Below are 21,938 nucleotides of genomic sequence, written 5' to 3'. Positions count from 1 at the left end.
ATCCATCCATGAGAAATCTACGGTGCAGGCTTTCTAGCTCAGTCAGGCGACGAAAAGCGGGGATCGTCCGAGTAGTCGGGTTGCTCCAGCTCTGCGCCTGCGGCGAAGCGCGGGTCGACCTCTTGCGGCTCCTGCTCGGCCTTTTGCATCTTGTGCACGAACTGGAAGATCTCCTTGATCAGCGGCTCGCAGCCTTCACGGGTCAGCGCCGAGATCTCGTAGACCGGCCCCTTCCACTTGTAGCGCTTGACAAAGTCCTTGACCTTGGCGGCGCGCTCATCACCGGGCACCATGTCCAGCTTGTTGAGCACCAGCCAGCGCGGCTTGTTGTAGAGCTCTTCGTCGTATTTCTTGAGCTCGCCGACAATCGCCTTGGCCTGCGCGACCGGGTCCACACCTTCGTCAAACGGTGCCAGATCGACAATGTGCAGCAGCAAGCGCGTACGCTGCAGATGGCGCAAGAACTGGTGGCCCAGGCCCGCACCGTCCGAAGCGCCTTCGATCAGGCCCGGGATATCGGCAACGACAAAGCTCTTTTCCGGCCCCACGCGCACCACGCCCAGGTTGGGGTGCAAGGTGGTGAACGGGTAGTCCGCAATCTTGGGGCGGGCGTTGGACACTGCCGAAATGAAGGTCGACTTGCCGGCATTGGGCATGCCCAGCAGGCCCACATCAGCCAGCACCTTCAGCTCCAGCTTCAGGCTGCGGCGCTCACCCTTCCAGCCGGGGGTCTTCTGGCGCGGCGCGCGGTTGATCGCGCTTTTGAAGCGCAGGTTGCCGAAGCCGCCGTCACCGCCCTTGGCGATGGTGATGACCTCGCCCGGGTTCAGCAACTCAAACAGCACCTCACCGGTCTGTGCATCGGTGATGATGGTCCCCACCGGCATGTGCAGGGTGATGTCCTTGCCGGCGCAGCCAAACATATCCGATCCCTTGCCATGTTCACCGCGCTCAGCCTCATGGCGGCGCGAATAGCGGTAGTCGATCAAGGTGTTGAGGTTGACGTCCGCCAGTGCGTACACATGGCCGCCACGGCCGCCATCGCCCCCATCGGGGCCGCCGAATTCCTTGTACTTTTCATGGCGGAACGACACACAGCCATTGCCACCATCGCCAGCTGCAATGTCAATAAACGCTTCATCTACGAATTTCATGGTCGTTATCCACCCGCCCTGGTACAGGAATTACGGGAATTGTTCTGCTGCACGTGGAGGCATGCAGCCCTGCCAAAACCGCTATTGTCGCACCGGGGCGCCAAGCGGGTCGGCCCAAAAACACCAAAGCCCCGACTGCGCGGGGCTTTGGACAAGGCCAATGAAGGCCTTCAAGACACTTGTCTTGTCTTAAGCAGCCTTGGTGATGCTCACCGTGTGCTTGGACAAAGCGCCCTTGGTTTCGAACGACACGTGGCCGTCCACCAGAGCAAACAAGGTGTGGTCCTTGCCCACGCCGACATTGTTGCCGGGGTGGAACTTGGTGCCGCGTTGACGCACGATGATCGAACCAGCGCTGATCAGTTGACCACCGAAAGCCTTCACACCCAGCATCTTTGGCTTGGAATCACGTCCGTTGCGCGTAGAGCCGCCGCCTTTTTTCTGTGCCATGAGATATAGCTCCTGTTAAGCTGCAATCGCACCGATTTGCAGCTCGGTGAACTGCTGACGGTGGCCTTGGCGCTTTTGATAGTGCTTACGACGACGCATCTTGAAAATGCGCACCTTGTCGTGCTTGCCGTGGGCTACTACCGTAACCGTCACAGTTGCTCCGGACACCAAGGGCGTACCAACCTTCAACTCTGCGCCGTCGCCGACTGCCAGAACCTGGTCGATCACGATTTCTTGGCCTACGTCCGCAGCGATCTGTTCTACCTTGATTTTTTCGCCGGAAGCAACACGATACTGTTTGCCACCGGTTTTTATGACCGCGTACATAAGAACCTCTAAAAAGGGGATAGCTTGCAAAGAAATTTCGCAAGAGCCGAAGATTGTAGCACGGGGTCTGGAAAGACGCAAACCCTCTCACTTTTTGCACCACAACCGGAGCATAAAACGCATCCCCGAGGCGGACAAGCGGGCATGTCTGCAAGTGGCGCTGCTCTCGTTTCTATAATGCGGTATCCCTAAAATGCCGAGATAGCCGCCTTGTCCGAGTCCAACACTCCCAACCCGTCCAACCCCTTGAGCCTCGTCGCCGGTGATATGCGACAGGTGGATGCCGTGATTGCCAGGCGCCTGAGCTCTTCCGTTCCGCTAATCGGCGAGGTATCGCATTACATCATTTCGGCCGGCGGCAAGCGCCTGCGTCCCGCGCTGCTGCTGCTGGTGGCTGGTGCACTGGAGTACCGAGGCGAGCAGCATTTCAACCTGGCGGCCGTGGTCGAGTTCATCCACACCGCCACCTTGCTGCACGACGATGTGGTGGACGAATCCACCATGCGGCGCGGCAAACCCACCGCCAACGAGAGCTTTGGCAATGCCGCCAGCGTCTTGGTGGGAGATTTTCTGCACTCGCGCGCCTTCCAGATGATGGTCGATGCCGACAGCATGCGCGTCATGCAGATCCTGTCCGAGGCCACCAATATCATCGCCGAGGGCGAAGTGCAGCAGCTGATCAACACCCACAACGTTGACCTAGACGAGGCAGGCTACCTCTCCGTCATCCGTTCCAAGACCGCCAAACTTTTCGAGGCCAGCGCCCGCCTGGCTGCTGTGCTGACCAATGCTCCCGCAGAATTGGAAGAGGCTTGTGCCAACTATGGCCGCTCACTGGGCACCGCCTTCCAGGTGATTGACGACGCCCTGGACTATGACGGTGACACGACCGTGATGGGCAAGAATATTGGCGATGATTTGCGCGAAGGCAAGGTCACCTTGCCGCTGATCATTGCCATGCAGCGTGCCAGCGCCGATGATAGACAGATGATTGTCAGCGCCATCGAGCAGGGCTCCACCCCGCACATGGCCCATATCGTGCAGGTCGTCAAGGACACTGGCTCGCTGCAGGCCACGCGGGCTGCAGCTGCACTGCAGGCCCAGGAGGCCATCGACTGCCTGGCCTTGCTGCCCGACAATGCCTATACCCAGGCGCTGACCACCCTGGCCTCTCAATTGCTGGACCGCCGAGAGTAAGGCAGGACGCAGGTGTGGATGGCTGAGCGCATCTTGCAGACTGTCGCAGATCCACTGCAGTGGCGCGACCTGCCGGGTGCATTTCTTTGTTAAATCTCCGAACAACTGCTACAGTTTGCCGGACTACGCAGCGAGGCTATCGACGATAGGCGTCTCCCTTTACATGCCTGACATCAACACCCCCCAAAAAGCCGTCGCCCTTCCCGGTATCGCCAGAGCGCTGGTGGCCAGTGGAAAGCTTCCTGTTGCCAAGGCAGAGGCGCTGTATGCGACAAGTCTCAAGAGCAAGAACAGCTTCATTGGCGAGCTGGTGGCCAGCGGAGCTGTCTCTGGCAGCGATGTGGCCAGCATCATCTCTACCGTCTATGGCGCCCCCCTGGTCGATCTCGATGCCATCGATCTGACCCGCCTGTCCGGCGGTCTGCTCGATAACAAGCTGGCCCTGAGCAACAAGATCATTCCGCTGGCCAAGCGTGGCAACCGGCTGGTGGTCGTCACATCGGACCCCACCGACCACTCTGTAGCTGAGCAAATCAAATTCTCCACCCAGCTGAGCGTGGACTGGGTGATCGCCGAGCATGCCAAGCTGGCCAAGGCACTGGAAACGGTGGCGAAAAAGGGCGGTGACAGTATCCAGGACATGATCACTGGCGATGTCAATCTCAACGAATTCGAGATTGATGACGAGTCGGTGAACACTGAGAGCTCCAGCAGTGACGGAGACGAGGTCGAAGACGCGCCCATCGTTAAGTTCCTGCAGAAGATGCTGATCGATGCATTCAATATGCGCGCATCGGACCTGCACTTCGAACCCTACGAACACCAGTACCGCATCCGCTTTCGCATTGACGGCGAGCTGCGCGAAATTGCGTCCCCTCCCCCGGGCATCAAGGACAAGCTGGCATCGCGCATCAAGGTGATCTCGCGCCTGGACATCTCGGAAAAGCGCGTGCCGCAGGATGGCCGCATGAAGCTCAAGATCGGCGCTGACCGGGTGATCGACTTCCGGGTCAGCACCCTGCCCACCTTGTTTGGTGAAAAGATCGTTATCCGTATTCTGGATCCAAGCAGCGCCAAGCTCGGGATTGATGCGCTGGGCTATGAGCCGGAAGAGAAGGAGCGCCTGCTCAGTGCCATCAAGCGGCCATACGGCATGATTCTGGTCACCGGGCCCACGGGCTCGGGCAAGACCGTGTCGCTCTATACCTGCCTGAACATTCTGAACACGCCAGCGGTCAATATCGCGACGGCGGAAGACCCCTCGGAAATCAACCTGCCCGGGGTCAACCAGGTCAACGTCAATGAAAAGGCCGGACTGACCTTTGCGACGGCGCTCAAATCGTTTCTGCGCCAGGATCCCGACATTATCATGGTTGGTGAAATCCGGGATTTGGAAACGGCCGACATTGCGATCAAGGCCGCGCAAACGGGCCACTTGGTGCTGTCGACTTTGCATACCAACGACGCACCCACGACCTTGACGCGTATGCGCAATATGGGGATTGCGCCATTCAATATTGCCTCCAGCGTGATCCTGATCACCGCGCAGCGACTGGCACGCAAGCTCTGCCCCATCTGCAAGCGGCCGACCGAAATCCCCCATGAGGCGCTGCTGGAAGCCGGTTTCAAGGAAGAAGATCTGGACGGCACCTGGATGCCCTATGAGCCCGTCGGTTGCGATGCCTGCAACAACGGCTACAAGGGCCGCTTGGGCATCTACCAGGTGATGCCCATCTCCGAAGATACACAGCGCATCATCTTGCGCGATGGCAGCGCACTGGAAATTGCGGAGCAAGCCGACATAGAAAATGTCCGCTCCTTGCGCGCATCAGGTCTGCACAAAGTCAAAAAGGGACTGACCTCACTCGAAGAGGTCTTAGCCGTCACCAACGAATAAAGCAATGAGGGCAGGGATAAATGGCAACCACAGTCAATAAGAAAACATCGAACGAAGCCGTTTATGAGTGGGAAGGCAAGGACCGCAACGGCAAGATCGTGCGCGGCGAATCCCGCGCGGGCGGAGAAAACCAGGTCATCGCATCCTTGCGGCGGCAGGGCATCTTGCCGTCCAAGATCAAAAAGCGGCGCATGCGCTCAGGCAAGCGCATCAAGCCCAAGGACATCGCCCTGTTCACGCGCCAGCTGGCGACGATGATGAAGGCCGGTGTGCCCTTGCTGCAGGCTTTTGACATCGTCGGCCGGGGCAGCACCAACCCCAGCGTGACCAAGCTGCTCAACGAAGTGCGCAGCGATGTGGAATCGGGCTCATCGCTGAGCACGGCCTTCCGCCGCCACCCGATGTACTTCAATGCGCTTTACTGCAACCTGGTCGAAGCCGGTGAAGCCGCTGGTATTCTGGAAGGCCTGCTGGACCGCCTCGCCGTCTACATGGAAAAGACCGAGGCCATCAAGAGCAAGATCCGTTCAGCGCTGATGTACCCCACCTCGGTGATCATCGTGGCCTTTGTGGTCGTGGCCATCATCATGATCTTCGTGATTCCGGCTTTCAAGGAGGTGTTTACCTCATTTGGCGCGGACCTACCCGGCCCAACCTTGGTTGTGATGGCCGTCAGTGAGTTCTTTGTAGCCTATTGGTACCTGATCTTTTTTGGAATTGGCGGCAGCATCTACTTCTTTTTGCAGGCCTGGAAGCGCAGCGAGAAAATGCAACGCACGATGGACCGTTGGTTGCTGAAGGTACCCATCTTTGGCCCCTTGATTGAAAAATCCTGCGTGGCGCGCTGGACCCGCACCTTGTCGACGATGTTTGCCGCTGGTGTGCCCTTAGTGGAAGCACTTGATTCGGTAGGCGGCGCTTCTGGCAATGCCGTATTTGCGGTGGCCACCGAGAAAATCCAGGCACAAGTATCCACCGGTACCAGCCTGACGGTGGCCATGTCGGATGCCCATGTGTTTCCTTCGATGGTGCTGCAGATGTGTGCGATCGGTGAGGAATCCGGATCGATCGACCACATGCTGGGCAAGGCGGCAGACTTTTACGAAGCGGAGGTGGACGAGGCCGTTGCAGGCCTGTCCAGCCTGATGGAACCCATCATCATTGTGTTTCTGGGTACCATCATCGGCGGTATTGTGGTGTCGATGTACCTGCCGATCTTCAAGCTGGGTCAGGTGGTGTAAGCATGTCAGAAGCGCAATTGAACACAGGGCTGTTTGCCCTGCTGGGCCTGCTGGTTGGCAGCTTTTTGAATGTGGTGGTACACCGCCTGCCGCTGATGCTGGAGCGCCAATGGCGGCGCGATGCCCAGGATATGTTGGCAGCTACGGATAGCGCACAGACAGCAGAAGCAGCACATACGACTGAGCCCAAAGCAGACCGTTTTAACCTTTGGACGCCCGCTTCGCGCTGCCCGCATTGCAGCCACCAGATCCGCTGGTACGAGAACGTGCCGGTCATCAGCTGGCTGTTCCTGCGCGGGCGTTGCAGCCAATGCAGCACCCGTATCTCTGCCCGATATCCGGCGGTCGAAATTGCCAACAGCCTGCTTTGGGCCTATTGCATACACCGCTGGGGCCTGGGCCCTACAGGCTTGGCCTGGTGCTTTTTTGCATCCATGCTGCTGACGGCAGCGCTGATTGACTGGGACACCACCCTGCTCCCCGATAACCTGACCTTGCCGCTGCTATGGGCTGGCCTGCTGGCCAGTGCGATGGGCTGGATTGAAGTACCCCTCAAAGCCTCGCTGTTTGGTGCCGCCATTGGCTACCTGTCTCTCTGGCTGATTTACTGGGCCTTCAAGCTGCTGACGGGTAAGGAAGGCATGGGCTATGGGGACTTCAAGCTGCTGGCGGCGCTGGGCGCCTGGTTTGGCTGGCAGGCGCTGATACCTATTGCCCTGTTTTCCTCCGTCGTAGGCGCAGTCATCGGTATCGCAATGAAGATCTTCTCCAACCTGCGCGAAGGCGGCTATATCCCCTTTGGCCCCTTTCTTGCCGGCGCTGGCTTCTTGGTGATGTGGTTCGGCACCGGCATTGTCGACCGCTTGCTGCAGCCCTGATATGCGCCCGCGCATTGGGGTCACCGGGGGCATTGGCAGCGGCAAAAGCACCGTCGCCCAAGGCTTTGCCCAATGGGGCTGCTATGTGATCGATGCCGACCGCATCGCCCGTGAGCTCACGCTGCCGGGCGGCGCGGCCATCGCCCCCATTGCGGCGCAGATGGGGGCGCACTTTATCAATGCGGATGGCGCACTGGATCGCGCGCAGATGCGGGAGGCCGCTTTTCGCGATCCGGCCTACAAGGCCCGGCTTGAAGGCATCCTGCATCCGCTCATTCGCCAACAGATCGACCAGCAGTACCAACATGCCTGCAGCGCCACCGATGCGCCGCTGGTGATCTTTGATATACCGCTGCTGGCGGAGTCCAGCCAATGGAGCCCGCGCCTGGACCAGGTCATCGTGGTCGATTGCCAGGAAAGCACGCAAATCGCCAGAGTGCAGCAGCGCAACCAGCTGACGCAGGCGGCGATTGAGGCCATCATGGCCCAGCAAGCCAGCCGCCTGCAACGCCTGCGCAAGGCGGATTGGGTGCTGTGGAATGAAACGCTGTCGTTACAAGCGCTAGGCGAGGCCGTATTCGACCTATACAATGAATTGATAGCCAACTACCGCCTTCTGCAGCCCGATTGATCCGTGATAACTTACGAGTACCCCTTCAACGAACGTGTGCGAGCCTACCTCCGCCTGGAGTATTTGCTGCGCCGGCTTGACGTACTCCTGCAGCGGGACACGGACATCGACCACCATTTTGCCATTACCACCTTGTTCGAGGTAATGGACGTGGCCTCACGCAGCGATCTCAAGACCGACCTGCTCAAGGACCTGGAGCGCCAGCGCCAGCAGTTCAATGCCTACCGCGACAACCCGATGATCGCCGTCGACATGCTGGACAAGGTAATTGGCCAGATCGACGCCGCCCATAGCGAGTTGCGTGCCCAAAATGGCAAGCCCAGCCAGCTGCTGATCGAGAATGAATGGCTGATGGCCATCCGCAACCGCACCGGTATCCCTGGCGGCACCTGTACCTTCGACCTTCCCAGCTACCATGCTTGGCTGCATGCCGACAGCCACAGCCGCCGCGCCGATCTGCAAGGCTGGACGGCCTGCTTTGCGCCACTGGCCAGCGCCCTGATCTTGCTGTTGCGGCTCTTCCGCGATGCCGGTGCACCGCAGCGCATTGCGACCGCGCGTGGCCAGTTCCAGCAGAACCTGCCCCAGGGCCGCATCTACCAGCTGCTGCGCCTCAAGATCGATCCGAGCTCCAACCTGGTGCCCGAGATCAGCGGCAACCGCCTGATGATCTCGATACGCATGCTGCAAAAGACTGAAAGCGGCCAGCTGGGCTTGACCACGCAGGATGGCCAGTACGAGATGGTGCTTTGCGCTTGATCGGCTAAACGCCTGGGAATCGGCTGGCAAGGCGAGCCGCCCTACAATGCTTGGATGAGTTCTTCCGCAGACAACGCGCTCCCCAACATCCAATGCCCCCAGTGTGGCGGCCCCTCCAGCTTTGAACGCAGCAACCGGTTTCGCCCTTTTTGCAGCGAGCGCTGCAAGCTGATTGACCTGGGCGCCTGGGGCAATGAGGATTTTCGGGTGCCGGCACAGTCGCCACCACAGGACCAGCCCTACGGCGATCCCCGCCTGGAAGACTGAGCGCCCCCCAACCTGTAGAAAAGGCAGCACCTAGTGGTGCTGCCTTTGCTTATTTCACCGCAGCTTCTGCCGCCTGGATATAGGTCGCTGGGTCAAAAGACAGGCCCCGCTCCTCGCTCAGCCATTGCAGCACGGGGAAAGAGCCCTCCAGCACCGGGCTCACCGTCAGCGGCAGTTGCTGCCAGGACATCTGCTGGCCTTCACGCATCTCGAAATCACCCGACCACTGCGTCACCTTGCACCAGTGCAAGCGCACCAGCGCATGGCTGTAGTCGTGCTCGGTCACTTTCCAGGCGATGCAGTTGTCGATGCGGATGCCAAGCTCTTCGACCAGCTCGCGGCGCAGCGCCTCTTCCACGGTCTCGCCTGCCTCCAGCTTGCCGCCGGGAAACTCCCACCAGCCCGCGCGGGGCTTGCCCAGCGGGCGGCTGGTTATCAGTAGCGCATTGTCGCTTTCGCGGATCAGCACGCCCACAGCCACTTCGGTATGGCTGCGGGTCTCGGTGGTATCAGTCTGGCTCATAGGTCTTCATGGGTTGCACGGGCAGCCCGGTTTCTTCAATCCTGGGCCTCTTCGCCCAGGTCGGCCACATCGGCAATTTTCTGGCGGTCCTGCACTTCGCGGTGGCTGCGGCCCGCCCAATCGCGGGCAAACTGGTGGGCCACCCGGCCGCTGCGCGATCCGCGCTCCAGCGCCCAGACCAGCGCCTCGGGCCTCGCGGCCTCGATATCGGCCTCGGCCACACCCAGCGCAGACAGCCACTGGCCCACCACGCGCAGGTACTCGTCCTGGCTGAACGGGTAAAAGCTTACCCACAGGCCAAAGCGCTCGGACAGCGAAATCTTCTCTTCCACCACTTCGCCGGGGTGGATCTCACCGTTCTCGCCCTTTTGCTGGGCCAGGTTGTCGGTCATGTACTCGGGCAACAGATGGCGGCGGTTGCTGGTCGCATAGACCAGCACATTCGGGGTCGCGGCAGACACGGAGCCATCCAGGATCGACTTCATCGCCTTATAGCCGGGCTCGCCCTCTTCAAAGCTCAGGTCATCGCAGTAGATGATGAATTTTTCGGGTCGGCCCGCCACCACATCGACGATATCAGGCAGGTCGGTGAGATCCGCCTTGTCCACCTCGATCAAGCGTAGGCCCTGGGGCGCATAGGCATGCAGGCAGGCGCGGATCAGGGACGATTTGCCGGTACCGCGCGCGCCTGTCAGCAGCGCGTTGTTGGCGGTGCTGCCTCGCACAAACTGCTCAGTGTTGCGCGCAATCTTCTCTTTTTGCCCGTCGATGTTCTGCAGATCCGACAGGGACATGGCCCCCACATGGCGCACCGGCTCCAGCACGCCACAGCCATTGGCCCGCTTGCGGTAGCGCCAGGCAATGGCATCGCTCCAGTCAGCCGGCGCCTGCAGCGCCTGGGGCAGAACGGACTCGATGCGCTGCATCAGCTGCTCGGCGCGCTGCACCAGGCGCTCAAGCGGAGAAAAAGGGGAGTTGGAAGACTCGGTCATGGTATCCAGACGCACAAGGTTGAAAGGCCAGCGGGGCCGGCACCTGCCCAGCCTTGGGCAGCCCGGTGCGCTGGCCGAGTGGTATCAGGAGCGGTAGTCCGCGTTGATGCTCACATAGTCGTGGCTCAGGTCGCAGGTCCACAGCTGGGTGGATGCGCTGCCACGGCCCAGCTGCACGCGCACCACAATCTCTTGCTGCTTCATGACGCGCTGGCCATCGGCCTCCTGGTAGGACGGGTTGCGGCCGCCCTTGGTGGCGACATGCACATCGTCCAGGTAGAGCTCGATCTGGGTCTGATCCAGGTCGTCGATACCGGCGTAGCCCACAGCGGCCAGAATGCGGCCCAGGTTGGGGTCGCTCGCGAAGAAGGCGGTTTTCACCAGCGGCGAATGCGCAATCGCATAGGCCACCAGGCGGCATTCTTCTTCGGTACGGCCTTGCTCGACCTCGATCTGGATGAACTTGGTGGCACCTTCACCGTCGCGCACAATCGCCTGCGCCAGCTTCTGAGCCACTTCGCGCAGCGCGGCCATCAGGGCCTGGCCGTCGGCGGTGTTCCAGTCGGTGATGGGGGCATTGCCCGCCTGGTTGGTGGCGACCACGACAAAGGAGTCATTGGTCGAGGTGTCACCATCGATCGTAATGCGGTTGAAAGACTGGTCAGCCAGGGTTTTGGCCAGGGCAGGCATCAGCTCAGGGCTGATGGCCGCGTCGGTGCCCAGAAAGCTCAGCATGGTCGCCATATTGGGGCGGATCATGCCCGCGCCCTTGCTGATGCCGGTGACTTGCACCGTCTTGCCAGCCACGGTGGCCGAGGCGGAGAACGCCTTGGGCAAGGTGTCGGTGGTCATGATGCCTTCGGCCGCCTTGGCCCAGTGGCCCGGTTGCGCATCGGCAATCGCTGCAGGCAGGCCTGCGGTGATGCGGTCCACCGGCAGCGGCTCCATGATCACGCCGGTCGAGAACGGCAGCACTTGCTGGGCATTGATCTTCAGCAGACCGGCCAGCGCATCGCAGGTGGCGTGGGCACGGGCCAAGCCATCGGCACCGGTGCCGGCATTGGCATTGCCGGTGTTGATGACAATGGCGCGGATGGACTGGCTGTGGCTGGCCAGGTGCTCACGGCAGATCTGCACGGGCGCGGCGCAAAAGCGGTTCTTGGTGAACACGCCAGCGACATGGCTGCCTTCGTCCAGCAAGAACACCGTCACATCCTTTCGGTTGGCCTTGCGCACGCCGGCCTCCGTCACACCAATGCGAATACCGGCGACAGGAGCCAGGTCCTGCGCTACTGGGGCTTTCAAATTGACGGGCATATCAGTCTTTTCCTTGGAACCATGAAAAAAACGGGCGATGAACCAGTCAAAGCCCGTTGTGGTGAAGCAATCCGGTAATTACGCGAGTTTACCGTGGCAGAGCTTGTATTTCTTGCCGCTGCCGCAGGGGCATGGATCATTGCGGGACACGCGCACGCCTTCGGGCATGGGCAGCGGCTCGCTGGCCTCGGCGTCACCCGACTCGTCGGGGCCGCTGTAAGTCACATGGGCGGTGCGGTCGTTGCTCTGCTCCAGCTGCTCGGTGGCTTCATCGAGCTGCTCGGGCGAGCGGATCTGCACCGACATCATGACGCGGGTGACCTGGGTCTTGACCTGGTCGATCAGTTGGCTGAACAGCTCGAACGCCTCGCGCTTGTATTCCTGCTTGGGCTGCTTTTGGGCATAGCCACGCAGGTGGATGCCCTGGCGCAAGTAGTCCAGCGCGGCCAGGTGGTCGCGCCAGCTGGAATCCAAGGTTTGCAGCAGCACCGCACGCATGAACTGCATGAAGTTTTCCTTGCCCGCCTGCTCCAGCTTCTCGTTGAAAAGGCGCGCGCCTTCTGCCACCACCTTCTCTTCGATTTCCTCGTCGGTGATCGACTCGGCGCCTTCCAGCAGTTGCACCAGCGGCAGGTCGATCTGCCACTCGTCGCGCAGCACCTTCTCCAGGCCGGGCAGGTCCCACTGCTCTTCCATCGATTGCTCAGGCACATACTGGCGCACGATATCGGCCAAGGCGCTGTCGCGCATGCCGTCGATCATCGGAGACAGATCGGCCGCATCCAGAATCTCGTTGCGCTGCTGGTAGATCACCTTGCGCTGGTCGTTGGCGACGTCGTCGTACTCGAGCAGCTGCTTGCGCATGTCAAAGTTGCGCGCTTCCACCTTGCGCTGGGCGCTTTCGATGGAGCGGGTCACGATGCCCGCCTCAATGGCTTCGCCATCGGGCATCTTCAGGCGTTCCATGATGGCCTTGACGCGGTCGCCCGCGAAGATGCGCATCAGCTGGTCGTCCAGCGAGAGGTAGAAACGCGAGGAGCCGCGGTCGCCCTGGCGGCCGGCGCGGCCACGCAGCTGGTTGTCGATACGGCGCGATTCATGGCGCTCGGTGGCGATGATGCGCAGACCACCCAACTCGGTCACCTTGTCATGCTCGACCTTCCACTCAGCGCGCAGCGCATCGATCTTGCTGCGGCGCTCGGTTTCGGACAGCGACTCGTCGGCCTCGATGGCGGAAATCTGCTTTTCGATGTTGCCACCCAGCACGATGTCGGTGCCACGGCCGGCCATATTGGTCGCAATGGTGATCACGCCAGGACGGCCAGCCTGGGCAATGATGTCTGCCTCGCGCTCATGCTGCTTGGCATTGAGCACCTGGTGAGGCAGGTTCTCTTTCTTCAGCATCTCGTCGATGATCTCGGAATTCTCGATCGAGGTCGTCCCCACCAGCACCGGCTGGCCACGCTCGTAGCACTCACGGATATCCTGAATGGCTGCCGCATACTTCTCGGGCGTGGTCTTGTAGACGCGGTCCAGCTGGTCGTCGCGCTTGCTGGGGCGGTTGGGCGGAATCACCACGGTCTCCAGACCGTAGATTTCCTGGAATTCATAGGCCTCGGTATCAGCCGTACCGGTCATGCCGCCCAGCTTGTTGTACAGGCGGAAGTAGTTCTGGAAGGTGATCGATGCCAGAGTCTGGTTCTCGGCCTGGATTTCCACGCCTTCCTTGGCTTCCACCGCCTGGTGCAGGCCTTCGCTCCAGCGGCGGCCCGACATCAGGCGGCCGGTGAACTCATCGACAATCACGACCTCGCCGCCCTGCACCACATAGTGCTGGTCGCGATGGTAGAGGTGCTGGGCGCGCAGTGCGGCGTACAGCTGGTGCACCAGGGTGATATTGGCCGGGTCGTACAGCGATGCGCCTTCGGCCAGCATGCCTTTTTCAGCCAGGATGCGCTCTGCCGCTTCGTAGCCTTGCTCGGTCAGGTGGATCTGGTGGCCCTTTTCGTCGACGGTGAAGTCGCCCGGCTTGGTCACGCCCTCACCGGTGCGGGGGTCGGCTTCGCCTTCCTGGCGGGTCAACAGTGGCACCACTTCGCGCATCGCCAGGTAGGCGGCGGTGTGGTCTTCGGCCTGGCCGGAGATGATCAGCGGCGTACGCGCCTCGTCGATCAGGATGGAATCCACCTCGTCGACGATGGCGAAGTTCAGCCGGCGCTGCACGCGCTCGCTGGCATCCTGCACCATGTTGTCGCGCAGGTAGTCAAAGCCGTATTCGTTGTTCGTACCGTAGGTGATGTCGGAGTTGTAGGCTGCCTGCTTCTCGTGCTTGGGCAGCTGCGACAGGTTGATACCTACCGACAGACCCAGGAAGTTGTACAGGCGCCCCATCCAGGTCGCATCACGCGTGGCCAGGTAGTCATTGACTGTCACCACGTGCACACCATTGCCGCTCAGCGCGTTCAGGTACACGGGCAAGGTACCCGTCAAGGTCTTGCCTTCGCCGGTGCGCATTTCGGCAATCTTGCCGTAATGCAGGGCCATGCCGCCCAGCATCTGCACATCGAAGTGGCGCATCTTCATCACACGCTTGGAACCCTCACGCACCACGGCAAATGCCTCGGGCAGGATGTTGTCCAGCGACTCTCCGCCAGCGATGCGGTTCTTGAATTCCTGAGTCTTCTCGCGCAATTGTTCGTCGCTGAGCTTTTCGTACTCTGGCTCCATCGCATTGATGCGAGCGACGACCTTGCGGTATTGCTTGAGCAGGCGATCATTGCGACTGCCAAAAATTTTGGTGAAGAAATTGGTTGCCATGCGAACAGAACCACACAACCAGGGAGTGCACTCTCGTCCACCCCTGCCATGCGACCGGAATTCCTAGTGATTAGTGTTGTGTCAGATGGAGGCAATGACCCCGGCTTCAATACCGGGAACGAGGCCTGCCGAATAAAACATTCTACAACCCTGAATAGAATGCGTTGTGGCAGGTGCATTGCAATGTATGGCTATCGCCCCTGGCCTGCCCCTGACGCCCTCTTTCCAGCCCTGATCCAGCCATGATCCAGCCCCAACGCCGGCATTTTGCCGTCACCGTAGAACAAGCCGCGAGCGAGGCGCCCACGTTGGCGAGCCTGGTGGCTTTGACGCGGGAGTCTGCCACCCGCTTCAAGCTGGTGGAGCCGCTGATCCCGCCGATGCTGCGCGCCTCGATCAAGCCCGGACCCATCGACGGCGACCAGTGGTGCCTGCTGGTGGCCAACAATGCCTGCGCCGCCAAGATGAAGCAGCTGCTGCCGGCGATGGCAGCCCATCTGCGCGTCAAAGGCTACCCTACAGCTGACATTCGCCTCAAAGTATTGCGCTGAGCGACTCGGCCAGCGCCGCCAAGCACTTTCAGACGCAAAAAAGCCGTTCACAGCATTTACTGAGAACGGCTTTGGAATCTGGTGCCGGTTATCGGAATCGAACTGATGACCTACCGCTTACAAGGCGGTTGCTCTACCAACTGAGCTAAACCGGCAACACTCGGCATTCTATACGGGATTGCCCGCAACAAAGCCGAATGAGGCCTATTTGACCAGTTTGAGTGACGGCTTGCCGGCCTTGCCTGAGCGGCTTGGCGGGTTGCCATCGGGAGCCGGTGGCTCGTCGCTGGATGTCACCACCTGCATGACCGGCGGCGCAGCGTTGGCCTCGCCAGCGGTTTCAGCCGCTTCGGCAGCACCTTCCAGTGCCGCCATCGCGATATCGGCATCGTCATCGAGCAGGTCTTCGGGTGGTGGGAAACCCATACCCTGGCCGGTTTCACGCGCAAAAATGGCGACCACGCGGCTGACGGGCACCATGATGTCGCGCGGCACACCGCCAAAACGGGCGGTGAACTCGATGTAGTCATTGCCCAGCTTGAGCGCACTGGTCGCGTCATAGCTGATGTTGAGCACGATTTCGCCGTCTTTGACAAACTCGCGCGGCACCAGCACCGTCTTGTCGACGCGAACGCTCAGGTACGGGGTCAGGCCATTGTCATTGCACCACTCCACCCAGGCGCGGATCAGGTACGGCTGGGTGGATGTTGTCTGGATTTCACTCATAGGACACTTTCTGCGCTCTCCAGCGCCGCAGGGCACGACCCCGCAGCGCTGCTCGCCCAGTGGCGGGCCAGGCGGCTTTTACTTGCGCATGACCTTTTCGGACGGCGTCAGCGCCTCGATGTAGGCAGGACGCGAGAAGATCCGCTCGGCATACTTGAGCAGCGGGGCTGCGTTCTTGGAAAGCTCGATGCCGTAGTAATCCAGGCGCCAGAGCAGCGGCGCAATGGCCACGTCCAGCATCGAGAAGTTCTCGCCCAGGATGAACTTGTTCTTCAGGAACACCGGTGCCATCTGGGTCAGGCGGTCACGGATCTGTGCGCGGGCCTTTTCCAGTGCCTTCTCATTGCCCTTGACGGCGCGCTCTTCCAGGGTGTGCACGTGGGTGAACAGCTCTTTTTCGAAGTTCAGCAGGAACAGGCGCACACGGGCACGTTCGACCGGGTCACCGGGCATCAGCTGTGGATGGGGGAAGCGCTCGTCGATGTACTCGTTGATGATGTTCGACTCGTACAGGATCAGGTCGCGCTCGACCAGGATAGGCACCTGGCCGTAGGGATTCATCACACTGATGTCTTCGGGCTTGTTGAACAGGTCCACATCGCGGATCTCGAAATCCATGCCTTTTTCAAACAGCACAAAGCGGCAGCGGTGGGAGAAAGGGCAGGTCGTTCCCGAATAAAGCACCATCATGGTGAGAGGCTCCTCAAAATCAAAAAAGAGTGGACTGCAGTCAATGCCGCCCACTCTACACAAATCGGCTACCCAAATTCAAGCCCTGCTCACAGGGCCTGAACCGGCTGCACGCAAATACGTTTACTTCACGTCTTTCCAGAACGCCGCATTCAGGCGCCAGGTGATGAAGATGAGTCCCAGCAAAAATATCAACACCCCGACGCCGACGCGCTTGCGGGTGTTCTGGCTGGGATCACCCATCCATTGTAGATAGTTCACCAAATCACCCACACTCTTATCGAAATCAGTGGAGTTCATCTTGCCCGGCGTGACCTGCTGCCAGCCGGTGAACACCTGGGTCTTGTGCCCATGCTCCTCGACCTCTTTGTAGACCGGCACGCGCACACCTTGCAGCTCCCAGAGCACATGGGGCATGCCCACCGAGGGGAAGGCCATGTTGTTCCAGCCGGTGGCCTTGGTGTCGTCCTTGTAGAAACCGCGCAGGAAGGTATAGAGGTAGTCCGCCCCCGTGCCCTGGTGGCCGGCGCGCGAGCGTGCCACCAAGGTCAGGTCCGGCGGATTCGCGCCAAACCACTCCTTGGCCTGCTTGGGATCAATGGCCGCCTTCATCGTCTCGCCCACCTTGTCGGTGGTGAACAGCAGGTTGTCCTTGATCTGCTGCTCGGTCAGACCAATATCCTGCAGACGGTTGTAGCGCATGAAAGCGGCCGAATGGCAGCTGAGGCAGTAGTTCACAAACAGCTTGGCGCCATTTTGCAAGGAGGTGGTGTTGGTGGTGTCGACGTTGAACTTGTCCCAGGCCACGCCGCCTTCGGCCGCCTGCGTGCCGCCGGCCCCTAAAAGTACGCCCAGACCCAGGCATGCGGAGAGAATGATTTTTTTCATCGTGGGGTGCTTTCTGGTTCAGTGCGCATGGAAGGTGACACGCTCAGGCACCGGCTTGGGTGTGCCCTTGCGGCTCCACCACGGCATCAGCAGAAAAAAGCCAAAGTAGAACAAGGTACCCACTTGCGAGACCTTTTCGCCAATCGGCGATGGCGGCTGCACCCCCAGATAGGCGAGCACCACGAAGTTCACGACAAACACCGCATACACATACTTGTGCCAGTGCGGGCGGTAGCGGATGGAGCGCACCGGGCTGTGGTCCAGCCAGGGCAGGAAGAACAGGATGATCACCGCCAGGCCCATCACCACCACACCCCAGAACTTGGCGTCGATACCGCCCAGCGCCGCAATGCCGGTGAACGCAAAGGCGCCAAACATGGCCAGCACCACCAGGCCTACCAGCACCAGCAGCCCTTTGAGGATGGTTGCCATGCGGGTCTTGATGCAGACATAGGCCACAGCGGCGACCAGAATCACCGACAAGGCCACCATCATCTCACCGGTGATGGCACGCAGCATCGAGTAGAACGGCGTGAAGTACCAGACCGGCGCGATGTGGTTGGGCGTCTTGAGCGGGTCGGCCGGGATGAAGTTGTTGTACTCGAGGAAGTAGCCACCCATCTCCGGCGCAAAGAACACGATGGCCGAGAAGATGAACAGGAACACCGCCACGCCAAACAGGTCATGCACCGTGTAGTACGGGTGGAAGGGCACGCCATCGAGCGGCCGGCCCTGCGCATCCTTGGGCGCATTGGGGCCCTTGATCTCGATGCCATCAGGGTTGTTGGAGCCCACGTCATGCAAGGCCAGCAAGTGCGCCGCGACCAGGCCCAGCAGCACCAGCGGCACGGCAATCACGTGGAAGCTGAAGAAGCGGTTCAGGGTCGCATCGCCCACCACATAGTCGCCACGGATCAGCAGGGCCAGATCCGGGCCGATGAAGGGAATGGCTGAGAACAGGTTGACGATCACCTGGGCACCCCAGTACGACATTTGGCCCCAGGGCAGCAGGTAGCCCATGAAGGCCTCGGCCATCAGGCACAGGAAGATCGCGCAGCCAAAGACCCAGACCAGCTCACGCGGCTTGCGGTAGCTGCCGTACAACAGACCCCGGAACATGTGCAGATAGACCACGACAAAGAAGGCCGAGGCGCCGGTGGAATGCATGGTCCGGATCAGCCAGCCCCAGGGCACATCGCGCATGATGTATTCCACTGAGGCGAATGCTTTTTCGGCATCGGGCTTGTAGTGCATCACCAAGAAGATGCCGGTGACGATCTGGATCACCAGCACCAGGAGCGCCAGCGAGCCGAAGATGTACCAGAAGTTGAAGTTCTTCGGTGCGTAGTACTCCGACATGTGGACCCGGTAGGCCTCAAATGCCGTGGGAAAGCGGTTCTCCAGCCAGTTGCCGGCCTTGGCGCCCAAGGTGGCGTTCGGCGATATCTCCTTGAATTCGTGTGCCATGGCGCCTCCTTATGCTTTTTTATCTTCGCCAATCAGCAGCTTGGTATCGCTCAGATACTGGTGCGCTGGCACTTCGAGGTTGTCGGGCGCGGGCTTGTTCTTGAACACGCGCCCGGCCAGGTCAAAGGTCGAGCCGTGGCAGGGGCAGAGAAAGCCGCCTTTCCAGTCATCGGGCAGCGAAGGCTGGGGGCCGGGCTGGAGCTTGTCGGTGGGGGAGCAGCCCAGGTGGGTGCAGATGCCGATCACCACCAGCACCTCGGGCTTGATGGAACGGGTTTCGTTCTTGGCGTAGTCTGGTGTCGGGTAGGCCGTGCGCTCGGACTTGGGGTCGGCGAGCTGGGAATCCAGTTGGGGCAGCTCCGCAATCTGTTCAGGGGTGCGGCGCAAAATCCAGATCGGCTTGCCGCGCCATTCGGCGGTGATTTTCTCGCCAGGCTTGAGATCCGAGATATCCACTTCAACGGCAGCGCCGGCGGCTTTGGCCTTTTCTGAAGGATTGAAGGAGCTGACAAAGGGAACCGCAGTGGCGACTCCTCCGACAGCACCTGCGCATCCCGACGCTATCAGCCACGTCCTTTTACTGGAGTCGATGGAAGAATCACTCATGGGGCTCCTTGGTCAACGCTTATATCTCGGTTTTTGCGGATTGTATGAAGTGTCTTGCCCATCATGCAATGCGCCGAAACCCTTGAAGCTGAGCGATACTAGGCGTCATGTTTAATTGACAGGAGCAGCGCATGAGCTTCATGAAGGAATTCCGCGAGTTCGCGGTCAAGGGCAATGTGATGGATCTGGCCGTTGGTGTGATCATCGGCGCCGCTTTTGGCAAGATCGTCGACTCGGTCGTGAACGACCTTATCATGCCCCTCGTCGGTTTGGTCTTTGGCAAGCTGGACTTCTCCAATCTCTTCGTCGTGCTGGGCACCATTCCCGATGGCGTGCCCCGTACGCTCGATGCACTGAAAAAAGCGGGCATTCCGGTGTTTGCCTATGGCAACTTCATCACTGTCGCGGTGAACTTCGCAATCCTGGCCTTCATCATTTTCCTGATGGTCAAGCAGATCAACCGCCTCAAGCGCGACACGCCTCCTCCCGCACCAGCGGCCACCCCAGAAGACGTGGTGCTGCTGCGTGAAATCCGCGACAGTCTGCAGCAAAAGCGTTGATTTTTTGCAACAAAGAAGCAGAAAAACTGCTTCTTTTGCACAGATACCACAGCAGCCTTTCGAGGCTGCTTTTTTATGCCTGCTGTTGCCCTGCGGCCAAGCGGCGTGCCATCTGCACTGCCGCGATCAGGCTGGCCGCATCGGCCAGGCCCTGGCCGGCAATGTCAAAGGCTGTGCCATGGTCCGGGCTGGTGCGCACCAGCGGCAGGCCCAGGGTCACGTTGACGCCCTCGTCCAGCCCCAGGTACTTCACGGGGATCAGGCCCTGGTCGTGGTACATGGCCACCACCACATCAAAGGCGCCGGGATGCTCGGCGCTGTGGCGGGCGCGCATGAAGACGGTATCGGGCGGCTCGGGGCCTATCACCTGCATGCCCAGCGCCTGCGCAGCGGCTACGGCGGGCGCAATGTGCTCCAGCTCCTCGCGGCCCATCAGGCCGGCCTCGCCGGCATGGGGGTTGAGCCCCGCCACCGCAATCCGGGGCGGACGCCCCAGCGCACGCAGCAAGGCCTCGTGCGTGATACGGATGGTCTCCAGCACCTGCTCCCGGGTCACCGCGTCAATGGCATCACGCAGCGATACATGGATGCTCACCAGCACCGTGCGCAAGGCATCATTGGCCAGCATCATGCGCACCGGCATCTGGGCCAAAGGCACTCCAGCATGCTCGGCCGCTTCGGCCTGCAGCAGCTCGGTATGGCCTGGGAAGGCCAGCCCTGCCAGATGCAGCGCCTCCTTGTTCAAAGGTGCCGTCACCAAGCCGGCAATCCGGCCTTGCAAGGCCTGGCGCGCCGCCCAGCGCACGCACTCGGCAGCAGCGCGCCCGGCCTCCGCCTGCACCTGGCCAAAGGGCAAAGGCCCAGGCAAACCTGGCAGCGACAGCACCGGCATGCAACGCGGCGGCACTTGCCAGGCCTCTTGCGGTTCAGCGATCTCGGCCACCGGCAGCGCGCAGCGGCCCGGACCCTGCAGGAGCTGCGCGGCGCGGCGCAGGGTCTGCAGCTCACCCACCACAAAGCAGCCCTGCATCAACGCAGGTGCGTCGCGAAAGGCCTTGGCCACGATTTCCGGGCCAATGCCGGCAGGGTCGCCCTGGGTGATGGCGAGCAAGGGAGCGGAGTGCAAGGGCATGTCCTTTGGAGAAAACCTCAGGCGGGGTTGTCGATATCGATAAAGTGATGCGCCACGCCCAATTGCTGGGCCACGGCGGCCGCAGCAGCGGGCGCGCCATAGCGCTCGGTGGCATGGTGGCCGGCCGCAAAAAAGCTCACGCCGGTCTCGCGCGCCAGATGGGCCTGGGGCTCGGATATCTCGCCGGTCAGAAAACCATCAGCACCGGCAGCCATCGCGGCCTCGAAGAAGCCCTGGGCACCCCCGGTGCACCAGGCCATGCGGCGGATGGGGCGCGGCGTCTCGCCCGTCACCAGGGTGACGGAGCGGCCCAGGGTCTGTTGTATGTGTGCAGCGACTTGTGCGGGTGGCAGCGCATCCAGGCTGCCGATATAGCCCAGCTCCTGGTCGCCAAAGCGGGCATCGGCCTGCCAGCCGAGCTGCACACCCAATTGGGCGTTGTTGCCCAGCTCCGGGTGCGCATCCAGCGGCAAGTGATAGGCGAAGAGATTGACGTCGTGCTTGATCAGCAGCTCGATGCGCTGCTTCATCCAGCCGGTGATGCGGCCGTCGTAGCCACGCCAGAACAGCCCATGGTGCACAAAGATGGCGTCAGCCTGGGCGGCAATGGCCGCCTCGATCAGCGCCCGCGATGCCGTGACACCGCTGACCAGCTTGCGAATCTCCGCCTTGCCCTCTACCTGCAAACCATTGGGGCCATAGTCTTTGAAGCGGGCGGGCTGCAGCAGCGCATCAAAGGCCTGCAGCATGTCTTGGCGGGTCGTAGTCATGCCCGATTGTCTCAGACCTGTGCAGCGTGCCACCCCAGAATCACAAAACCCGCTGATGCCAGGCATGCAGCGGGTTCGAGGGGCCACCAGCCAGAAGC

The 21,938-nt window shown here is 60.9% G+C and carries 23 protein-coding genes and 1 tRNA gene; 9 read left to right on the top strand and 15 right to left on the bottom strand.

The window, feature by feature from the left end; genetic code table 11:
• Positions 1-38: 38 nt before the first annotated feature.
• From cgtA to rplU, 3 genes are all read right to left on the bottom strand, one after another.
• Positions 39-1,154 (bottom strand): Obg family GTPase CgtA, encoded by a 1,116-nt coding sequence (gene cgtA, locus LPW39_RS01110; protein ID WP_230770598.1) that lies wholly within the window; start codon positions 1,152-1,154, stop codon positions 39-41.
• A 189-nt stretch (positions 1,155-1,343) separates the two neighbouring features.
• Positions 1,344-1,604 carry a 50S ribosomal protein L27 gene (rpmA, locus tag LPW39_RS01105; RefSeq protein WP_230770597.1) on the bottom strand — a complete coding sequence of 87 codons (261 nt, stop codon included), beginning with the start codon at positions 1,602-1,604 and terminating at the stop codon, positions 1,344-1,346.
• Positions 1,605-1,619: 15 nt separating this feature from the next.
• Positions 1,620-1,931: a 50S ribosomal protein L21 gene (gene rplU / locus LPW39_RS01100; protein ID WP_027011098.1), complete on the bottom strand. Its 312-nt coding sequence runs from the start codon at positions 1,929-1,931 to the stop codon at positions 1,620-1,622.
• A 267-nt stretch (positions 1,932-2,198) separates the two neighbouring features.
• On the opposite strand from rplU, the gene LPW39_RS01095 reads away from it, so the two are divergent.
• From LPW39_RS01095 to LPW39_RS01065, 7 genes are all read left to right on the top strand, one after another.
• The gene (locus tag LPW39_RS01095; RefSeq protein ID WP_230770784.1) at positions 2,199-3,128 is read left to right on the top strand and encodes a polyprenyl synthetase family protein; all 930 of its coding nucleotides are present in this window, start codon (positions 2,199-2,201) and stop codon (positions 3,126-3,128) included.
• A 163-nt stretch (positions 3,129-3,291) separates the two neighbouring features.
• Entirely contained in the window at positions 3,292-5,025 is a 1,734-nt protein-coding gene (gene pilB / locus LPW39_RS01090) for a type IV-A pilus assembly ATPase PilB (RefSeq protein WP_230770596.1), read from the top strand.
• Positions 5,026-5,045: 20 nt separating this feature from the next.
• Positions 5,046-6,266, top strand: a complete 1,221-nt coding sequence (locus tag LPW39_RS01085; protein WP_230770595.1) for a type II secretion system F family protein — start codon at positions 5,046-5,048, stop codon at positions 6,264-6,266.
• 2 nt (positions 6,267-6,268) lie between these two features.
• Entirely contained in the window at positions 6,269-7,144 is an 876-nt protein-coding gene (locus LPW39_RS01080; RefSeq protein WP_230770593.1) for a prepilin peptidase, read from the top strand.
• 1 nt (position 7,145) lies between these two features.
• Positions 7,146-7,775, top strand: a complete 630-nt coding sequence (coaE, locus tag LPW39_RS01075; RefSeq protein ID WP_230770592.1) for a dephospho-CoA kinase — start codon at positions 7,146-7,148, stop codon at positions 7,773-7,775.
• Positions 7,776-7,778: 3 nt separating this feature from the next.
• Positions 7,779-8,534, top strand: coding sequence for a cell division protein ZapD (gene zapD / locus LPW39_RS01070; RefSeq protein WP_230770590.1), 756 nt, complete (start codon positions 7,779-7,781; stop codon positions 8,532-8,534).
• 54 nt (positions 8,535-8,588) lie between these two features.
• Complete coding sequence (locus LPW39_RS01065; protein WP_230770589.1) at positions 8,589-8,801, top strand: DNA gyrase inhibitor YacG; 213 nt, start codon at positions 8,589-8,591, stop codon at positions 8,799-8,801.
• Between the two features lie 49 nt (positions 8,802-8,850).
• Here the strand turns inward: LPW39_RS01065 and LPW39_RS01060 are convergent, their stop codons facing one another.
• From LPW39_RS01060 to secA, 4 genes are all read right to left on the bottom strand, one after another.
• Entirely contained in the window at positions 8,851-9,324 is a 474-nt protein-coding gene (locus tag LPW39_RS01060; protein WP_230770588.1) for an NUDIX domain-containing protein, read from the bottom strand.
• Positions 9,325-9,359: 35 nt separating this feature from the next.
• Positions 9,360-10,316 carry an ATP-binding protein gene (locus LPW39_RS01055; protein ID WP_230770587.1) on the bottom strand — a complete coding sequence of 319 codons (957 nt, stop codon included), beginning with the start codon at positions 10,314-10,316 and terminating at the stop codon, positions 9,360-9,362.
• Between the two features lie 84 nt (positions 10,317-10,400).
• Positions 10,401-11,633, bottom strand: a complete 1,233-nt coding sequence (argJ, locus tag LPW39_RS01050) for a bifunctional glutamate N-acetyltransferase/amino-acid acetyltransferase ArgJ (protein ID WP_230770586.1) — start codon at positions 11,631-11,633, stop codon at positions 10,401-10,403.
• A gap of 78 nt (positions 11,634-11,711) precedes the next feature.
• On the bottom strand, positions 11,712-14,450 hold the full coding sequence (gene secA / locus LPW39_RS01045; protein ID WP_230770585.1) for a preprotein translocase subunit SecA: 2,739 nt from the start codon (positions 14,448-14,450) through the stop codon (positions 11,712-11,714).
• Positions 14,451-14,692: 242 nt separating this feature from the next.
• Between secA and LPW39_RS01040 the strand changes: the two genes are divergently transcribed.
• Positions 14,693-15,001, top strand: coding sequence for a hypothetical protein (locus LPW39_RS01040; protein ID WP_021027801.1), 309 nt, complete (start codon positions 14,693-14,695; stop codon positions 14,999-15,001).
• Between the two features lie 79 nt (positions 15,002-15,080).
• Here the strand turns inward: LPW39_RS01040 and LPW39_RS01035 are convergent.
• From LPW39_RS01035 to petA, 6 genes are all read right to left on the bottom strand, one after another.
• A tRNA-Thr gene (locus LPW39_RS01035) sits at positions 15,081-15,156 on the bottom strand.
• A 49-nt stretch (positions 15,157-15,205) separates the two neighbouring features.
• Positions 15,206-15,727: a ClpXP protease specificity-enhancing factor gene (locus LPW39_RS01030; protein WP_230770584.1), complete on the bottom strand. Its 522-nt coding sequence runs from the start codon at positions 15,725-15,727 to the stop codon at positions 15,206-15,208.
• 78 nt (positions 15,728-15,805) lie between these two features.
• Positions 15,806-16,417 carry a glutathione S-transferase N-terminal domain-containing protein gene (locus LPW39_RS01025; protein ID WP_116927111.1) on the bottom strand — a complete coding sequence of 204 codons (612 nt, stop codon included), beginning with the start codon at positions 16,415-16,417 and terminating at the stop codon, positions 15,806-15,808.
• A 123-nt stretch (positions 16,418-16,540) separates the two neighbouring features.
• The gene (locus LPW39_RS01020) at positions 16,541-17,305 is read right to left on the bottom strand and encodes a cytochrome c1 (RefSeq protein WP_230770582.1); all 765 of its coding nucleotides are present in this window, start codon (positions 17,303-17,305) and stop codon (positions 16,541-16,543) included.
• 18 nt (positions 17,306-17,323) lie between these two features.
• Entirely contained in the window at positions 17,324-18,772 is a 1,449-nt protein-coding gene (locus tag LPW39_RS01015; protein WP_133856852.1) for a cytochrome b, read from the bottom strand.
• Positions 18,773-18,781: 9 nt separating this feature from the next.
• Entirely contained in the window at positions 18,782-19,378 is a 597-nt protein-coding gene (gene petA, locus LPW39_RS01010; RefSeq protein WP_230770580.1) for a ubiquinol-cytochrome c reductase iron-sulfur subunit, read from the bottom strand.
• A gap of 131 nt (positions 19,379-19,509) precedes the next feature.
• On the opposite strand from petA, the gene mscL reads away from it, so the two are divergent.
• Positions 19,510-19,938 (top strand): large conductance mechanosensitive channel protein MscL, encoded by a 429-nt coding sequence (gene mscL, locus LPW39_RS01005; protein ID WP_133856854.1) that lies wholly within the window; start codon positions 19,510-19,512, stop codon positions 19,936-19,938.
• Between the two features lie 73 nt (positions 19,939-20,011).
• Here the strand turns inward: mscL and pdxA are convergent, their stop codons facing one another.
• Together pdxA and LPW39_RS00995 are read right to left on the bottom strand one after the other, a co-directional pair.
• Positions 20,012-21,070 (bottom strand): 4-hydroxythreonine-4-phosphate dehydrogenase PdxA, encoded by a 1,059-nt coding sequence (gene pdxA, locus LPW39_RS01000; RefSeq protein WP_407928764.1) that lies wholly within the window; start codon positions 21,068-21,070, stop codon positions 20,012-20,014.
• Between the two features lie 17 nt (positions 21,071-21,087).
• Positions 21,088-21,840 (bottom strand): Nif3-like dinuclear metal center hexameric protein, encoded by a 753-nt coding sequence (locus LPW39_RS00995; protein ID WP_230770576.1) that lies wholly within the window; start codon positions 21,838-21,840, stop codon positions 21,088-21,090.
• Positions 21,841-21,938 lie beyond the last annotated feature (98 nt).

This window comes from Comamonas koreensis, from assembly GCF_021026195.1.
GTDB lineage: Bacteria > Pseudomonadota > Gammaproteobacteria > Burkholderiales > Burkholderiaceae_C > Comamonas > Comamonas koreensis.
Note: the sequence above shows the minus strand (reverse complement) of the source record. Positions and strands in the feature narration are given on the sequence as shown.

Bases quoted from the DNA above. Each gene is read 5' to 3' on its own strand.
- cgtA (WP_230770598.1), bottom strand. From the start codon at position 1,154: ATGAAATTCGTAGATGAAGCGTTTATTGACATTGCAGCTGGCGATGGT.
- rpmA (WP_230770597.1), bottom strand. From the start codon at position 1,604: ATGGCACAGAAAAAAGGCGGCGGCTCTACGCGCAACGGACGTGATTCC.
- rplU (WP_027011098.1), bottom strand. From the start codon at position 1,931: ATGTACGCGGTCATAAAAACCGGTGGCAAACAGTATCGTGTTGCTTCC.
- LPW39_RS01095 (WP_230770784.1), top strand. From the start codon at position 2,199: ATGCGACAGGTGGATGCCGTGATTGCCAGGCGCCTGAGCTCTTCCGTT.
- pilB (WP_230770596.1), top strand. From the start codon at position 3,292: ATGCCTGACATCAACACCCCCCAAAAAGCCGTCGCCCTTCCCGGTATC.
- LPW39_RS01085 (WP_230770595.1), top strand. From the start codon at position 5,046: ATGGCAACCACAGTCAATAAGAAAACATCGAACGAAGCCGTTTATGAG.
- LPW39_RS01080 (WP_230770593.1), top strand. From the start codon at position 6,269: ATGTCAGAAGCGCAATTGAACACAGGGCTGTTTGCCCTGCTGGGCCTG.
- coaE (WP_230770592.1), top strand. From the start codon at position 7,146: ATGCGCCCGCGCATTGGGGTCACCGGGGGCATTGGCAGCGGCAAAAGC.
- LPW39_RS01065 (WP_230770589.1), top strand. From the start codon at position 8,589: ATGAGTTCTTCCGCAGACAACGCGCTCCCCAACATCCAATGCCCCCAG.
- LPW39_RS01060 (WP_230770588.1), bottom strand. From the start codon at position 9,324: ATGAGCCAGACTGATACCACCGAGACCCGCAGCCATACCGAAGTGGCT.
- LPW39_RS01055 (WP_230770587.1), bottom strand. From the start codon at position 10,316: ATGACCGAGTCTTCCAACTCCCCTTTTTCTCCGCTTGAGCGCCTGGTG.
- argJ (WP_230770586.1), bottom strand. From the start codon at position 11,633: ATGCCCGTCAATTTGAAAGCCCCAGTAGCGCAGGACCTGGCTCCTGTC.
- secA (WP_230770585.1), bottom strand. From the start codon at position 14,450: ATGGCAACCAATTTCTTCACCAAAATTTTTGGCAGTCGCAATGATCGC.
- LPW39_RS01040 (WP_021027801.1), top strand. From the start codon at position 14,693: ATGATCCAGCCCCAACGCCGGCATTTTGCCGTCACCGTAGAACAAGCC.
- LPW39_RS01030 (WP_230770584.1), bottom strand. From the start codon at position 15,727: ATGAGTGAAATCCAGACAACATCCACCCAGCCGTACCTGATCCGCGCC.
- LPW39_RS01025 (WP_116927111.1), bottom strand. From the start codon at position 16,417: ATGATGGTGCTTTATTCGGGAACGACCTGCCCTTTCTCCCACCGCTGC.
- LPW39_RS01020 (WP_230770582.1), bottom strand. From the start codon at position 17,305: ATGAAAAAAATCATTCTCTCCGCATGCCTGGGTCTGGGCGTACTTTTA.
- LPW39_RS01015 (WP_133856852.1), bottom strand. From the start codon at position 18,772: ATGGCACACGAATTCAAGGAGATATCGCCGAACGCCACCTTGGGCGCC.
- petA (WP_230770580.1), bottom strand. From the start codon at position 19,378: ATGAGTGATTCTTCCATCGACTCCAGTAAAAGGACGTGGCTGATAGCG.
- mscL (WP_133856854.1), top strand. From the start codon at position 19,510: ATGAGCTTCATGAAGGAATTCCGCGAGTTCGCGGTCAAGGGCAATGTG.
- pdxA (WP_407928764.1), bottom strand. From the start codon at position 21,070: ATGCCCTTGCACTCCGCTCCCTTGCTCGCCATCACCCAGGGCGACCCT.
- LPW39_RS00995 (WP_230770576.1), bottom strand. From the start codon at position 21,840: ATGACTACGACCCGCCAAGACATGCTGCAGGCCTTTGATGCGCTGCTG.